This window comes from Candidatus Palibaumannia cicadellinicola, assembly GCF_000754265.1.
Taxonomy (GTDB): Bacteria; Pseudomonadota; Gammaproteobacteria; order Enterobacterales; family Enterobacteriaceae; genus Baumannia; species Baumannia cicadellinicola_B.
Map to the genome: position 1 here is coordinate 384,782 of NZ_CP008985.1, position 15,979 is coordinate 400,760.

Sequence of the window (15,979 nt, forward strand, 5' to 3'; positions counted from 1 at the left end):
TCACATAATTATTAATAATATATACTAACTTTATCTAAATTATGATCTATGATAGATCATAATTGTTGTTTCCTTTTAATCTCAAGAGATAATTCTGCTAGTATAGTCGCTTTACTAAAGCTTGGTGCGTCTATCATCATGTCTGTAGCTGTTGTCGTTTTCGGAAAGGCTATAACGTCACGGATATTATTAGTACCAGTTAGTAGCATAACAAGGCGATCAAGACCGAAAGCAAAACCAGCATGGGGAGGTGTTCCATATTTCAGTGCATCAAGTAGAAAACCAAATTTTTCACGTTGCTCGTTGGGAGTCATACCTAAAATACTAAAAATAGTCTGTTGTATTTCATGATTGTGAATTCGTACCGAACCACTACCAACTTCATATCCATTAATTACCATATCATAGGCATTAGCGATCATAGTTAATGGAGAGTGAGCTAAAGTTTCCACATCAATATTTTTAGGAGCAGTAAATGGATGATGCACTGCGCATAACTTACCTTCCTTATCGGTCTCAAACATCGGAAAATCTATAATCCATAGTGGAGCCCAATTATTTTGATCATGAATTTTTATATCTTGTCCTAACTTTAGTCGTAAAGCACCCATGGCATTATTAATTACTTTAACACGGTCAGCAGCAAAGAATAAAATATCTCCATCACCAGCTCCGGTACGTACCAAAATAGCTGTAATTACTTCTAGAGTAAGAAATTTTCTGATAGGACTTTGTATTCCTTCTATACCAATTCCGTGCTGATGAACTTTAATCCATATTAAATTTGTTATACCATACGTTTTAACATATTTATCATATTCATCTATTTGCTTACGATTGAGCTTAGCACCTCCTGGTACCCGTAGTGCAGCTACACGGTTTTTGCTATCATTAGCAGCAGAAGCTATCATTTTAAATGATATAGATTTGACTAAATCAGCAATATCAACTATTTCCATAGTATTTCGTAAATCTGGTTTATCAGAACCAAAACGGCGCATAGCTTCAGCATAACTTATTTTCTGGAAAGTACCGAGCTCTACTCCTTCGATTTCGCGCCACAGAGAACAGATTAAACGTTCCATGATTTCACAAACTTGTGATGCTGTCATAAATGAAGTCTCTATATCTATTTGAGTAAATTCAGGTTGTCTATCAGCACGTAAATCTTCATCACGAAAGCATTTAACGATCTGGTAATAGCGATCGAAGCCAGATATCATTAATAATTGTTTAAATAATTGTGGTGATTGCGGTAATGCGTAAAATTTACCTTCATGAACTCGGCTTGGTACTAGATAGTCACGAGCTCCTTCTGGTGTTGCTTTTGTTAATATTGGTGTTTCGATGTCTAAGAAACCTTCATTTTCCATAAAGCAACGGACAAAACTAGTAATGTGTGCACGTATTTTTAGTCGCTGTGCCATTTCCGGACGTCGTAGGTCGAGATAACGAAACTTTAAGCGTTTTTCTTCAGTATTACTTTGGTAAGTATCTAGCGGTAGCGGTTTTGAACGATTGATTATCGTTAAACTAGTAGCTAAAACTTCTACTTCTCCGGTAGCCATATGATAATTAATTTGATTATCCGGACGTATCCGTACTATGCCAATAATTTGTAAACAAAACTCATGGCGTAGTTCTGTAGCTGAGGAAAAAATAATTGAACTAGTAGAATCAAAAACAACTTGCACCCGTCCTTCTCGGTCCCTCATTTCAATAAAAATTAAGCTACCAAGATTTCGATAGCTATAGACCCAACCGCACAATGTTACTTCTTGCCCAACATATAATTTATTAAGCTGTCCGCAATATATAGTACGCATAAATAATATCCTTCCTGAGTATTTAGCTATCAGAGCAAATAGTTAATTAACTTTTATTCAATTGTTAATCACTCTATATTAGAATTATGATTCTAATGTTTCGTTAGCAAAAGCTAACCTGTTATTAACTATTATTTGCACTGTCATAGCATACTAATTTATTATTTATATATTTTACCATTAGTTATCAAATCATGACTCTTAATTAGTATAATACTCTATTGTGTGGTACATGATCATAATGGTTTAACATTAATATTATTACCTCACATCACAGTGATTTGAATATTAATATATAGTAAGCAAGATGCGTATCAATATTACGATAAAACTGTTCACGAATTAATACTAAATAGCGCTATTATGATAAATAAAAACTAGTAGTTTTTCATATTACATCAGGTGAATGCAAAATTCATTTAAACATATTTGTTTTATTACAGCTTAAAATAATCATTAATTTCTGGAATGAGTACATTTTTTTTGTTCTGCAAAAACTGTAATACTCTTTTTGGAGAAGTATTTAATACTCGCTCATCTGGAAATGCTTCTTCTTGTAAAATTCTTTTACAATGATCAAAATTACCTAATGACCAGGAAATATGAGAATCAGATCCAAGAGATAACCAACCGTTAGCATCACGAGTAGCCGCTACTATCGCACGACAATAAGGTTCACTACCTAGTCGTGAATGCGTAAAAGAAGAATTATTTAACTCTAGTGCTACTTGATAATGAGCTGCTGCTGTAGCTACAGCAGGAATATTAATGGGATAATGTGGATTGCCAGGATGACTAATGATATGTACTTTACCTTGGGCCATTGTTGCAATCATAGCAGCTGTATGTGTTTTTTGGTCTTGTGGAGGAAAAACTGTCTCATGAAATCCTGCGATAATTAAGTCCATCGTCTCTAATACTATCTGAGTACAATCAATATCCCCAGCAAGATTTTTAATATTGGCTTCAATGCCACGTAATATACCAATACCTTCAATAATTCTTGGCCATACACGCATATTTATAAAATGATATTCATGTGGAGAATCAACCATCTCCGGACCATGATCTGTAATTGCAAGTAATTTAATATTCTTTTTTCGAGCCTCAGCAATATAGTCATGTAGTGTACTATAAGCATGGGTACTAGCAATAGTATGTATATGCAGATCTACGGGATACATGCATTTTCCTTTTGTTAGATAATAATTTAGTAACCATTTTGGTATGATTTATTTTTTGAGTACCAATTTACTAATCAAATTTGGATAGAATCATTACTCTTTGAATGTATTTTCACCAAATTATATTGGGTAATCACAATGAAAAAAAATTACTATACTAAAAGTATAGCATGTGATAAAAAGAACCAATATATTTAATTAAAAACTTTTTGATGAAATATCAAATCAATCAATTCAATAAATATTTATTTAACTACTCCAAATCATACTTGACTATACAAGAAAAATAATACATACTATACTATAATATGCTATAGTATATATGTATATGGTGAGATGTCCGAGAGGCTGAAGGAGCATGCTTGGAAAGCGTGTTTACACTAACGTGTATCGAGGGTTCAAATCCCTCTCTCACCGTTATTTATAATAATATTATTATATTTGATGAATTACATTTCACTTCAAGCTTAATTAACCAATATAAGCTAATCCTTTCATGTATGGTAAAAGTTTTACAGGTACTTCAATCCGTCCATCAGCCAGTTGGTAATTTTCTAGGACTGCAATAAGAGTACGACCCACAGCTAAACCAGAACCATTTAGTGTATGTATTAAATTTAATTTATTATCGTCCTTGCTGCGATAGCGTGCAAGTATACGGCGTGCTTGAAAATCACCCATATTAGAACAAGACGAAACCTCACGGTAATTATTCTGTGCTGGAAACCATACTTCTAGATCATATGTTTTGCAAGACGCGAAACTCATATCACCGGTACATAATAATATTTTACGATAGGGTAGATTTAACAATTGTAGTACTTTCTCAGCATGCCCAGTCATTTCCTCTAAAGCTTGCATTGATTGTTCTGGTTTGATTGCTTGTACCATCTCTACTTTATCAAATTGATGCATACGAATAAGTCCGCGGGTATCACGGCCATAAGAGCCAGCCTCAGAACGAAAACATGGGGTATGTGCTATCATTTTTAGTGGTAAAATATTTTCATCTAAAATTTCACCACGAAGTAGATTGATCAATGGAACTTCAGCGGTTGGTATTAAGGTATAAATACTATTTATTTTTTCTTCTATGAATGGTTGTATATGAAATAAATCTTCTGCATATTTAGGCAAATGACCAGAACCATATAATGAAGTTTGATTTACTAAATATGGCAAATAGTACTCCTGGTAGCCATGTTGTTCAGTATGTAAATCTAACATAAATTGCGATAGAGCACGATGTAAACGAGCAATTTGTCCACGCATGACAACAAAACGTGAACCTGTTAATTTGACTCCAGCCGTGAAATCTATTTCACCAATTCTTTGCCCTAAATCAACATGATCTTGTATTGAGAAATTATATTCACGTGGTTCACCCCAACGCCGTACTTCAAGGTTATCTGTATTATCGTAACCATAGGGTACATCATCGGCAGGAATATTAGGCAGAGAAAGTACATAATTTTGTATTTCACTTTGTAATAAATTAAGCTCTAATTTAATTCTTTTTAACTGTTGATTAAATTGATTTATTTCTTTACATAGCGGAGAAATATCTATTCCTTTAGCTTTAGCATCGCTAATTTTTTTAGATCTATAGTTACGTTCGGCTTGCAGCTTTTCTTTTTGGATCTGTAATTGTTTACGACGAACTTCCTGTTGACCTAATTTATCTACAGCTAAGAGAAATTTTCTGCGAGCAAGTTTTTGAGCGACTTCTTTTAAGTGATAACGTAATAAGTAAAAATCTAACATATTCTTTTATATATATTATTAATTAAGTTTTTATGTAATGTGTAATGATAGGTAATAATAGTATTAATGTACTAAATGGTATCTATCTTTAAGTTAATTTTTTGTCATAAATGTATAATAAATATAATTTAAGATTAGTTAAGGTTACTAACGTTGATCATCTAACATAACACCTGAAGGTAGTTTGAAGTTAAATATAGTAACATCCATAAGACTTTGTTGTTGTTGATAAAATTTATAAGTATGACATAGACCGCTTTGCTCAAGAATAGAAAACGATTGAATTGTTCCATCAATAGTTATTGTGATCGTAATCTTTTTATAATTACTATTATTTGATTTAGGCAAAAGTAAAAAATGATTATTTGTTTGCTTAATATTATACTGTCTCCAATCAGAAGTACGATTACCAGTTATGAGTAAAAATGGTGTGTTATTAGTTATATCTTTTAAAGAATTTGCAATAACTTGTTCAACCAATGGGTTATAAAACCATAATGTTTTTCCATCAGAAATTAAGATACTCTCATCTGGTGAAATTATATGAATTTTAAAACAATTAGGGTATTTTACCCATATTTGTCCTTCACTTTTTTGTACTATAACGTTATTAGCATTCGTAACTATTTGATGAAAGTTAGCAAAAAAACTATTATTTTTAGTTAAACGATTTTGTAGGGTATTAATACTATTAGGATTAGGAAATACTGATGGTATTATCATACTGAAACAAAAGAAGAGTATTGTTCTCATTCGATTAACTTGATACCAATTTTTTTGATAATAGTTAATATAAATATATTTATAATTGTTACTCTTCATTAAAAATAGTTAGATACTCTGTTTTTTTTTGTTGTTTTAAGTAATTTACTACCGCATGTACTTCTTCATCTTGTACGAAAGCGCCATGTACACGTATTGGCAATGAGGAATGAGAAGCTAGATACAGCATATCACCCATACCAAGTAGAGATTCAGCACCAGTTTTATCTAAAATAGTTCGAGAGTCTATTGTACTTGAGACAGTAAAAGCAATACGTGTTGGAATATTAGCTTTAATAAGACCAGTAATAACGTCTACAGACGGACGTTGTGTAGCAAGCACTAAGTGAATACCAGAAGCTCGTGCTTTTTGTGCTAAACGAACAATTAATTCTTCAATTTTTTTTCCAAGCATCATCATTAGGTCAGCTAATTCATCTACTACTATTACAATATATGGCAATGCATCTAATTCAGCAATATAATCATTCTGTTTTCTATCTGTTACTTGTTTAATACGTTTATTATAATTTGTTAAATTACGGACACCAAATGCTGACATTAATTTATAACGTCTTTCCATCTCATTAATACACCAAAGTAATACATGTTTAGCATCATTCATGTTGGTAACTACTTTAGTTAATAAATGAGGAATTCCTTCATAAACTGAAAGTTCTAACATTTTAGGATCAATCATTATAAAACGTACTTTTTGTGGTGTAGCTTTATATAAGATGCTTAAAATCATAGCATTTATTCCGACTGATTTTCCAGAACCTGTAGTACCAGCTATTAATACGTGAGGCATTTGCATAAGATCGACAATAACGGTCTGTCCCCTAATATCTTGCCCAAGTACTAAAGATAATGGTGATTTAACTTTACTAAACTCATCACAGTCGAAAACTTCACGTAGAGAAATGCTATGACGTTGCTTATTTGGAATATCTAAACCTATATAAGGCTTACCTGGAATAATTTCTACTATTTGTACCATATTTGTTGATAACGCACGTGCGATATCGCGTGATAAGCTAGATATCTGTGCTACTTTAACACCAGGTGCTAAATCTAACTCAAAACGGGTAATGACAGGCCCTGGAAATACTCCTACCACCTTAACTTGAATACGATAACCAGCTAAACAGGATTCTACTAACCTTGCTGTTTGCTTAAGATATAATATTTCTACTTTTTTTTCTTCTCGCTTATGAGCTCGTAATAGATCTATTATAGGTAATTCTATAGAAGATTGTGGTAATGGTAGTTCTTGTGAAATCATAATATTAGTATTATTCACACAAGTATTTTTGGATCTCAAATTGATGTCGCATATTTTTATTTGATTGTTATTACCTTTATAGTGATTATCTTTATGATCCAGATCTTTCTTCTCTTTAGAAAAAAAAGTATTTAAATAGTAGGATGCTGTCTTTCTTGCAAATGGTAACAAACGATCTTTGTTTTGCCTTCGTTGTAACGAAGTATGATCATTATTATTAATACCATACTGATTAACATGATGATGAGACGAAAAATAATATAAAATTATATTACTAATTTTTAGTATCAAGAGACCTATGGCATTAATAACAATGAGCCAATACCAGCCCGTTAATAGTGTTAAACTCGTAACCAAAAAACATAATAATAAAAGTGTTGCGCTGATATGATCTAACCAAAGTAATAAAGTATTACTTAATATATTACCAATAATACCACCACAATAAAAATAATCTAGTTCGTTCATTTGAAGAGCAGTAAGACCGCAAGAACTTACTAATAGTATAAAAATACTAATAATTTTAAACGTAATCGCAACCAAATCTATATAGTTACGTTGTATAAATGCTAAATAGCAAGCAAACAAAATAAGAAATGGTATGATATAAGCTAATATACCCCAAAAAAATAATAAAGTATCTGCAAGCCAGGCACCAGTTTTACCACCTATATTATTAATTGTAATATTAGAACTAATTTGCAACCAGCTCGGATCATAAGGATCAAAGCTTACTAATACTGCTATTAAATAATATGCAACTATACACACTATAGTTAAGATTACATCTAGTAATAATCTATATTTTTTATTAAATAAATTTTGTTGGATGCCGGCTTCAATAAATGTACTCTAGTTTTTTTACTAATTAATAGTGATATATTACTCAAACTTATATGACTAATTTTTAGTACGATTGCAATTTTTTAAATGTAACGATATATTGGTTTATGATTGACTTAAAGTCAAATATTTTTGTCTCTTGTATTTGATAAACAAATATTTTTTTTATCAACTCAAATACTTCATATTTGATATGTAGTTAAGATTTCATCTTATGCTTAGCATTTTTAATGCTTAATATTAAATGAAGTATAATATGTTTATAATTAATAATTGAATTGTTTTGTGATTTACCAAAATCAAGAAATATTTTTTTGCTTCTTTGACTTTTTTTTAGTAAAAAGATTATCTATCTTAAATTGTTTTTATGAGAATAAAAATATGTCTGTAGTCAAACATAATCATCTAATTATATTAGGCTCTGGACCTGCTGGTTACACTGCAGCTATATATGCTGCGCGTGCTAACTTACATCCCATCTTGATTACTGGGATAGAAAAAGGTGGTCAACTTGTTACTACTACTGAAATAGAAAATTGGCCGGGAGATCCAAATGAACTAACTGGTTTAATGCTAATGGAACGTATGTATGTTCATGCTATGAAATTTAACACAGAAATTATATCTGATAACATTATCGATGTTAACTTAGAACAACGTCCTTTTTATTTGATAGGCGATCGCCAGAAATATACTTGTGATGCTCTTATTATTGCTACAGGTGCTTCTGCACGTTATCTTGGTCTCTACTCAGAAGATAAATATAAAGGTAAAGGAGTTTCTGTTTGTGCAACCTGTGATGGTTTTTTTTATCGTAACCAAAAAGTTGCAGTGGTAGGTGGTGGTAATACTGCGATAGAAGAAGCACTCTATCTTTCTAAGATAGCAACAGAAGTACATCTTATACATCGTAATGAAACGTTTCGTTCGGAAAAGATTCTGCTCAATAGGCTCATGGAAAAGGTTAATCATGGGAATATAATTTTGCATACTAACCGAATAGTAAATGAAATATTAGGTAACGATATCATCGTTACTGGTGTCAGATTAAAAAATATTATGGATAATACACTAGAAGATTTAGTTGTTGCAGGAATCTTTATTGCTATAGGACATAGTCCAAATACTGCTATTTTTAGTGGTCAACTAGCTTTGCAATTAGGTTATATTCAGGTACAGTCAGGTAGAAACGGTAACGCTACAGCCACCTCTGTGCCAGGTGTATTTGCTGCTGGTGATGTTATAGACCAAAACTATCGTCAAGCAATTACTGCAGCTAGTAGTGGTTGTATGGCAGCTCTAGATGCTGAACGTTATCTTACAAGGCTCATACCATAGAAATAATAATTACAAATTATATTTTTATATTATTTTTTTAATATAATTTAAATAATTTTATTATTGTAATAATAAGGTAGCTTAATTGCTGCTAAGTTAGTTAATATTTTTGGAATTTTTTTCAGCTTGTTTTGATATTATTTTATTGATTTAATTAACAAGAACAAATCTTTTTCTATACTCGAGCACTCAATGACAAAAGAAGAAAATATTGAAATACAAGGTACAGTATTAGACACACTAGCTAACACCATGTTTCGTGTTGAATTAGAAAATGGACATATAGTTACAGCACATATCTCTGGTAAAATGCGTAAAAACTATATTCGTATATTAACAGGTGATAAAGTAACGGTTGAACTTACTCCGTACGATTTAAAAAAAGGACGTATTATATTTCGTAGTCGTTAAACTTTATTAAAATTTAAGTTATAATAATTATACATCAAAAGTATTTGTAATATAGTATAATTATACTATTTAATAATAACTAAAGTAATTTATATATTTTAACTAATTGCATTTAATTAGTTATTAATGCTATTATATATGTAATAATTGCTGTTTATTTTTTAGTTTTCCTATGAGTATTAAACTTAAAAAGATCAACTGTTTTTATGGAACGTATCAAGCGCTATTTGATATTAATATCACCTGCTTATCTGGTGATATAGTAGTGCTACTAGGACCTAGTGGAGCAGGTAAAAGTTCGTTATTACGAGTATTTAATTTATTAGAAATACCTAGTACTGGTCAATTATATATTGCTGGTAATTTTTTTGATTTCAGCCATAAAATTAATATTAATTCTATTCGCTTATTACGTCAAAATGTTGGTATGGTTTTTCAACAATATCACTTATGGCCTCATTTAACAGTGAGGCAAAATTTAACGGAAGCTCCCTGTAGAGTACAAGGCTTAATTCGTGCAACTGCTAATGCTCGTGCAGATAAATTACTTCACAGATTACAGTTAAAAAATTTTGCTAATCGATTTCCGTTACATCTTTCAGGCGGAGAACAACAAAGGGTAGCAATTGCTCGTGCATTAATGATGGAACCACAAGTTTTATTATTCGATGAACCAACTTCTGCTTTAGATCCCGAAATCACTGCACAAATAATTAGTATTATTCATGAATTATCAGAAACTGGTATTACTCAAGTCATTGTCACTCATGAAATTGATGTTGCTAGAAAAATCGCTAGTCATATCATTTATATGGAAAATGGTAAAGTGATAGAACAAGGAGACGCTAGTCATTTGGCTTTACCGCAAACTATAGGATTTACTCGTTATTTATCGCATTAATTAATAATGATAATTAAGATTAGATGATTATAAAATGAAAAAGTTAGTAATAGTATGGTTATTAGCTGCTATATCGAGCTTCTCTGCAATGACTAAAACACTACGTTTTGCAACTGATGCAAACTATGCACCATTTGAATATGTTGGTATAAACAATCAAATTCAAGGATTTGATATTGATCTTGCTAACGCATTATGTCAAAAAATGCAAATCAATTGCATTTTTATTAATCAAACTTTTGATAGTCTTATTCCAAGCTTAAGTTATCATCGCTGTGATGCCGTCATCTCGGGAATGGATATTACTGCAACACGTATGAAGCAAGTTTTATTTACAGATTCATATTATCCCAATTCAGCAATCTTCGTTACAACTCATCATAAAAAAAAGTCTATTATGCAAACTAATTTGATTAATCAACGAATCGGAACCCAAAATGGATCAACTCACCAAAAATATTTAATCGATAAACATCCAATGATTAATCTCATCTCGTATGATAGTTATCAGAATGCTATTTTAGATTTAAAAAATGGTCGTTTAGATGGTATCTTTGGTGATACTGCAGTAGTCAATCAATGGCTAAAACAAGATAATAATCTTCTAACTATTGGCCAGAAAGTAACGGATAAAGATTATTTTGGTACTGGTCTTGGTATTGCTATACGAGCAAATAACAATACTTTATTAACAAATTTGAATCAAGCATTAGTTAGTATTAAACAAGATGGTACTTATCAGATGATCTATGAAAAATGGTTTAAAAGTTCCTTTGAATGATAGAATTACACCTTCTCATAAAAGCTACGAGTACAACCTTAAAACTAGCATTATGTGCTTTAGTTATAGGTTTAATATTAGCAATAAGTTTTGCTGTACTAGAAGAGCTACGAATGTGGAAATGGTTAACATTTATTGGAAAAATATTTTTTTCATTATTTTGCGGATTACCAGAAATTTTAATTGTACTTTTTATCTACTTAGTTACATCACAGTCATTAATAATATTAGTTAATAATATTAATGACTATTGTCATACTTATTTAGATTTTTCTCTTCCTATTGATAATTTCAATCTTAATCCATTATTATGCGGTATAATTGCATTAGCGTTAATATATGCTTCTTATGCTTATTACATACTACGAGGAGCTATCAAAGCTATATCAAAAAAGCAATGGGAATCAGGTCAAGCTTTAGGCATGAATAATAGTGTTATTTTATTTCATTTAATATTACCACAAATATGGCGATTAGCATTACCTGGATTAGGTAATCAATGGTTAGTTTTATTAAAAGATACTACACTCGTTTCCCTGATTAGTGTGAATGATCTGATGCTACAAACCAAAAGCATTATTACGATAACTCATAAGCCTTTTACATGGTATGTATTATCTTCTTTAATATATTTAGTTATCACGCTATTTAGCCAAGTTATTTTATTTTTGTTAGAACGTTTCGCAAATCGTTTTGAGAAGGTGATAACCTGATGTTTAGTTATTTACCAACTTTATTATTAGGTTTACCAGTAAGCCTTATATTAATGATAGTTGCAGTTTTAATAGCATTATTATTATCAATACTGTTTACAATAATAATTATGCTTAATATGTATTTTATTTCACAGTTAGTCAAACTATATATAATACTTTTTACTGGTACGCCATTTTTAGTACAACTATTTTTAATTTACTATGGTCCAGGTGAGTTTGCTCTTTTATATACTAATCCTTGGTTATGGTCTTTACTATCACAACCTTGGTTATGTGCTATACTAGCATTAGCACTGAATAGTGCTGCTTATAGTACACAATTATTTGTCAGATCGACACGTACTATACCACCTGGGCTTTGGCAAGCTTGTACAGCACTTGGCATGAGTAAATTACAATCTTTACGTGTATTAATGCCATTTGCTATAAAAAAATCCTTAACTTCATATACGAACGAAATCATATTAGTTTTTAAGAGTACTTCACTAGTTTATACTATTACTATTATGGACATCATGGGTTATAGTCAACTAATTTATGGGAGAACTTATGATTTTCTCGTGTTTTGTACAGCTGGAATCATTTATTTAGCTATAAATAGTATGTTAAGATTTTTAATGTATCAGATTGAACGACGCGCATTACGTTTCGCGCTATGTAATGAAAATTAAAAATCGTTGTCATCACAATTAAGTAATAATTTAAATGTTACTATTATTACTAGTAGTTAGTATGACTACTTACTTAAAAAGAATAGTATTAAATAACATTATACTTATAACAATATAATACTAACTATTAATTAGTTAATAACGTTTTAATTTTTAATTGAATTAAACTAATTTAAATTTTTAAATAAAATACCTGTAAAATGATTTTTGTATAAACAAACTAGCAATATAATTAATTCAAGTGTAGCTATAATTTTTTATTAGAGTTACTTAACATATATATTATACAAATTAATTAGTATGCAATACTGTATTATCTTTTTAATACACACGACTACAAATGAGTCAAAATAAATAGTATTTAAAACTAGCAAAAATAAATAGTATTTATATACTAATTAGTATTCGTATAAGATTTATTTAATTGGAGCGCTGGGATAATGCCAAATCAAAGAATCCGTATTAAGTTAAAAGCGTTTGACCATCGTTTAATTGATCAATCAACTGCAGAAATTGTTGATACAGCAAAACGTACCGGTGCTCAAGTACATGGTCCAATTCCATTGCCAACACGTAAAGAGCACTTTACAATTTTAATTTCTCCACATGTCAATAAAGATGCTAGAGATCAATATGTAATTCGCACTCATAAACGTTTAGTTGATATTGTTGAACCAACTGAAAAAACAGTTGATGCCTTAATGCGTTTAGAACTTGCTGCCGGTGTTGATGTACAGATCAGTTTAGGTTAGTTAGGTCATTAAAATTACTTAAGGAGTCCAAATTAGTGAACGGTTTAATTGGACGCAAAGTAGGTATGACGCGTATTTTTACTCCAGATGGAATTTCTATTCCTATAACGGTTATAGAAATCACAATAAACAAAGTTACTCAAGTTAAATCTATGAACAAAGATGGATATAGTGCTATTCAAGTAACTACTGGAAACAAAAAAATGAATCGGGTTAATAAACCCGAAGCTGGACATTTTACTAAAGCAGGAGTTATAGCAGGTCGTGGTTTATGGGAGTTTCGTATTCTAAAAGATAATAATATAACTGTGGGACAATTAATCACAATAGAAGAGTTGACTCATATTAAAAAAGTTGATGTCACTGGCATTTCTAAAGGAAAAGGATTTGCAGGTACTGTTAAACGTTGGAACTTTCATACTCAAGATGCTAGTCATGGTAACTCATTATCTCACAGAGTGCCAGGTTCCATTGGTCAAAATCAATCTCCAGGAAAAGTATTTAAAGGAAAAAAAATGGCCGGACAAATGGGTAATCAACGAGTAACTGTACAAAATTTAGATGTGATTCGTATTGATTTAAAAAAGAACCTACTACTAGTCAAAGGTGCTATTCCAGGAGCAATTGGTAGTGATCTAATGATAAAACCAGCTATCAAGCTATCACATTAAGGAGATCAAAATGGAATTGGTATTACAAGACACGCAAAATGCGTTGTCTGTTTCCGAAACCATCTTTGGGTATGATTTTAATGAAGCTTTGATACATCAGGTTATTGTTGCATATGCAGCATGTGCACGGTTAGGAAGCCGTGCTCAAAAAAATCGGGCTGAAGTTGTAGGTTCTAATAAAAAACCTTGGCGTCAAAAAGGTACTGGACGTGCACGTTCTGGTACGGTTAAAAGTCCACTTTGGCGTTCTGGTGGTGTAACATTTGCAGCTAAACCACAAGATCATAGTCAAAAAATTAATAAAAAAATGTATCGTGGAGCTTTAAAGAGTATTTTGTCTGAATTAGTACGTCAGAAACGCTTAATTATTGTTGAGCAGTTTTCTATTCAAGCACCTAAAACTCAGTTATTAGCACATAAACTAAAAAATATGGAGTTAGAAAATGTGTTAATTATCACCGATCAATCAGATCAAAATTTATTTTTAGCAGCACGTAATCTCTATAAAGTAGAGATAAATAATGTGAATCATATTAATTTAATGAGTTTAATTGCCTTTGATAAAATCATTCTCACAATAAATTCAGTCAAGAAAATTGAGGAAAGGTTAGCATGATACCTGAAAACCGTGTGCTTCAAGTACTACATGCTCCGCATGTTTCTGAGAAAGCATCTCTCGTCATGGAAAAACATAATACTGTTGTTCTAAAAGTTGCTAAAAAGACGACGAAAGCTGAAATTAAACATGCTATATATAAATTATTTGAAGCAAAAGTCAAAAAAATACGTACTATAGTCGTAAAAGGAAAAATCAAACGTCATGGACGACGTATTGGTTTTCGTAGTAATTGGAAAAAAGCTTACATCACTCTAAAAGATAAACAAGATTTAGATCTAATGAGTAGCGTAAAGTAAGTAGGAAAGAGAAAGAACAATGACTATAATAAAATGTAAACCAACCTCTCCTGCTCGACGCCATGTTGTAAAAATAGTAAATACTGAGCTACATAATAAAAAGCCTTTTATTCCGTTACTAGAAGCGATTAGCAAATCTGGTGGACGTAATAATAATGGTCGTATCACAACACGTCATATTGGTGGTGGACATAAACAACGTTATCGTATAATAGACTTTAAACGTAATAAAGACAGTATTCCAGCAATCATAGAACGTATTGAGTACGATCCAAATCGTTCATCTAATATTGCATTAATTTTATATTCCGATGGTGAACGTCGTTACATTATAGCACCAAAAGGATTAAAAATAGGTGACCAGATTGCGTCTGGTAATAATGCCGCAATCAAAACCGGTAATACTCTACCAATGCGAAATATTCCGCTTGGTTCTACTGTACATAATGTAGAAATGAAAGCAGGAAAAGGTGGGCAGTTAGCTCGTTCTGCAGGTGCTTATATTCAAATTATAGCACGTGATGATAAATATGTTACATTACGTTTACGTTCTGGTGAAATACGTAAAATTAATTCTGAATGTCGTGCTACTTTAGGTGAAGTTGGAAATGCGGAACATATGCTACGTGTTCTAGGTAAAGCTGGTGCTAGTCGTTGGCGTGGTATTCGTCCAACAGTTCGTGGTACGGCTATGAATCCTGTTGATCATCCTCATGGTGGTGGAGAAGGTCGTAATTTCGGTAAACATCCAGTATCCCCATGGGGAATCAAAACTAAAGGTAAGAAAACCCGTCATAATCAGCGAACTAATAAATTTATTATACATCGTCGTAGCTCTTAGCTAATAATTATTAGAGGATTAATTAATGCCACGCTCTCTCAAGAAAGGTCCTTTTATCGATCTGCATTTGCTGCAGAAAGTAGAGAAAGCGGTGAAAACTGGTAACAAAAAACCTATTCGTACTTGGTCCCGTCGTTCAACAATCTTTCCCCAAATGATAGGTTTAACTATCTCGGTTCATAATGGACGACAACATATACCTATTTTTGTTGCTGATGAAATGGTTGGTCATAAACTTGGTGAATTTGCACCAACACGAACTTATCGTGGGCATACAGCCGATAAAAAAGCTAAAAAGCGTTAAGTAACGTAGAGTAG

The 15,979-nt window shown here is 31.5% G+C and carries 16 protein-coding genes, 1 tRNA gene and 2 pseudogenes; 13 read left to right on the forward strand and 6 right to left on the reverse strand.

Annotation, left to right across the window (positions count from 1 at the left end):
- Positions 1–56 precede the first annotated feature (56 nt).
- Positions 57–1,826 carry an aspartate--tRNA ligase gene (gene aspS, locus IM45_RS01790; protein ID WP_038498525.1) on the reverse strand — a complete coding sequence of 590 codons (1,770 nt, stop codon included), beginning with the start codon at positions 1,824–1,826 and terminating at the stop codon, positions 57–59.
- A gap of 437 nt (positions 1,827–2,263) precedes the next feature.
- Positions 2,264–3,010 carry a phosphatase gene (locus tag IM45_RS01795; RefSeq protein WP_038498528.1) on the reverse strand — a complete coding sequence of 249 codons (747 nt, stop codon included), beginning with the start codon at positions 3,008–3,010 and terminating at the stop codon, positions 2,264–2,266.
- Between the two features lie 330 nt (positions 3,011–3,340).
- On the opposite strand from IM45_RS01795, the gene IM45_RS01800 reads away from it, so the two are divergent.
- A tRNA-Ser gene (locus IM45_RS01800) sits at positions 3,341–3,427 on the forward strand.
- 54 nt (positions 3,428–3,481) lie between these two features.
- Here the strand turns inward: IM45_RS01800 and serS are convergent.
- The 4 genes and pseudogenes from serS to IM45_RS03785 form a co-directional block, all read right to left on the reverse strand.
- Entirely contained in the window at positions 3,482–4,774 is a 1,293-nt protein-coding gene (gene serS / locus IM45_RS01805) for a serine--tRNA ligase (RefSeq protein ID WP_038498531.1), read from the reverse strand.
- Positions 4,775–4,921: 147 nt separating this feature from the next.
- Positions 4,922–5,527, reverse strand: coding sequence for an outer membrane lipoprotein periplasmic chaperone LolA (gene lolA, locus IM45_RS01810; RefSeq protein WP_038499556.1), 606 nt, complete (start codon positions 5,525–5,527; stop codon positions 4,922–4,924).
- 79 nt (positions 5,528–5,606) lie between these two features.
- Positions 5,607–6,821, reverse strand: a pseudogene (locus IM45_RS03780) (DNA translocase FtsK); the annotation flags it as partial.
- A 309-nt stretch (positions 6,822–7,130) separates the two neighbouring features.
- Positions 7,131–7,664: pseudogene (locus IM45_RS03785) on the reverse strand (DNA translocase FtsK 4TM domain-containing protein); the annotation flags it as partial.
- Positions 7,665–8,045: 381 nt separating this feature from the next.
- Here IM45_RS03785 and trxB point away from each other — a divergent pair.
- The 12 genes from trxB to rpsS all read left to right on the forward strand — a co-directional run bounded on the left by trxB (position 8,046) and on the right by rpsS (position 15,965).
- Positions 8,046–9,002: a thioredoxin-disulfide reductase gene (trxB, locus tag IM45_RS01820; RefSeq protein WP_038498534.1), complete on the forward strand. Its 957-nt coding sequence runs from the start codon at positions 8,046–8,048 to the stop codon at positions 9,000–9,002.
- A 192-nt stretch (positions 9,003–9,194) separates the two neighbouring features.
- Positions 9,195–9,413, forward strand: a complete 219-nt coding sequence (gene infA, locus IM45_RS01825) for a translation initiation factor IF-1 (RefSeq protein WP_038498537.1) — start codon at positions 9,195–9,197, stop codon at positions 9,411–9,413.
- A 172-nt stretch (positions 9,414–9,585) separates the two neighbouring features.
- Positions 9,586–10,314 carry an arginine ABC transporter ATP-binding protein ArtP gene (gene artP, locus IM45_RS01830; protein WP_038498540.1) on the forward strand — a complete coding sequence of 243 codons (729 nt, stop codon included), beginning with the start codon at positions 9,586–9,588 and terminating at the stop codon, positions 10,312–10,314.
- 34 nt (positions 10,315–10,348) lie between these two features.
- A complete protein-coding gene (locus IM45_RS01835; protein WP_038498543.1) occupies positions 10,349–11,095 on the forward strand; it encodes a transporter substrate-binding domain-containing protein in 747 nt (248 codons plus the stop codon).
- Positions 11,092–11,808 carry an arginine ABC transporter permease ArtQ gene (gene artQ, locus IM45_RS01840; RefSeq protein ID WP_038498546.1) on the forward strand — a complete coding sequence of 239 codons (717 nt, stop codon included), beginning with the start codon at positions 11,092–11,094 and terminating at the stop codon, positions 11,806–11,808. Before IM45_RS01835 ends, artQ begins: the two co-directional genes overlap by 4 nt.
- The gene (gene artM / locus IM45_RS01845) at positions 11,808–12,482 is read left to right on the forward strand and encodes an arginine ABC transporter permease ArtM (RefSeq protein ID WP_038498550.1); all 675 of its coding nucleotides are present in this window, start codon (positions 11,808–11,810) and stop codon (positions 12,480–12,482) included. Before artQ ends, artM begins: the two co-directional genes overlap by 1 nt.
- A gap of 440 nt (positions 12,483–12,922) precedes the next feature.
- Positions 12,923–13,234, forward strand: coding sequence for a 30S ribosomal protein S10 (rpsJ, locus tag IM45_RS01850; protein ID WP_038498553.1), 312 nt, complete (start codon positions 12,923–12,925; stop codon positions 13,232–13,234).
- A gap of 35 nt (positions 13,235–13,269) precedes the next feature.
- Positions 13,270–13,905 carry a 50S ribosomal protein L3 gene (gene rplC, locus IM45_RS01855; protein ID WP_038498556.1) on the forward strand — a complete coding sequence of 212 codons (636 nt, stop codon included), beginning with the start codon at positions 13,270–13,272 and terminating at the stop codon, positions 13,903–13,905.
- A gap of 10 nt (positions 13,906–13,915) precedes the next feature.
- Positions 13,916–14,521 carry a 50S ribosomal protein L4 gene (gene rplD, locus IM45_RS01860; RefSeq protein ID WP_038498559.1) on the forward strand — a complete coding sequence of 202 codons (606 nt, stop codon included), beginning with the start codon at positions 13,916–13,918 and terminating at the stop codon, positions 14,519–14,521.
- Positions 14,518–14,820 carry a 50S ribosomal protein L23 gene (gene rplW / locus IM45_RS01865; protein ID WP_038498562.1) on the forward strand — a complete coding sequence of 101 codons (303 nt, stop codon included), beginning with the start codon at positions 14,518–14,520 and terminating at the stop codon, positions 14,818–14,820. The genes rplD and rplW overlap by 4 nt, the downstream gene beginning before the upstream one ends.
- Positions 14,821–14,839: 19 nt before the next feature.
- Entirely contained in the window at positions 14,840–15,661 is an 822-nt protein-coding gene (gene rplB, locus IM45_RS01870; protein WP_038498565.1) for a 50S ribosomal protein L2, read from the forward strand.
- 25 nt (positions 15,662–15,686) lie between these two features.
- On the forward strand, positions 15,687–15,965 hold the full coding sequence (rpsS, locus tag IM45_RS01875) for a 30S ribosomal protein S19 (protein ID WP_038498568.1): 279 nt from the start codon (positions 15,687–15,689) through the stop codon (positions 15,963–15,965).
- The last annotated feature ends 14 nt before the right edge of the window (positions 15,966–15,979 follow it).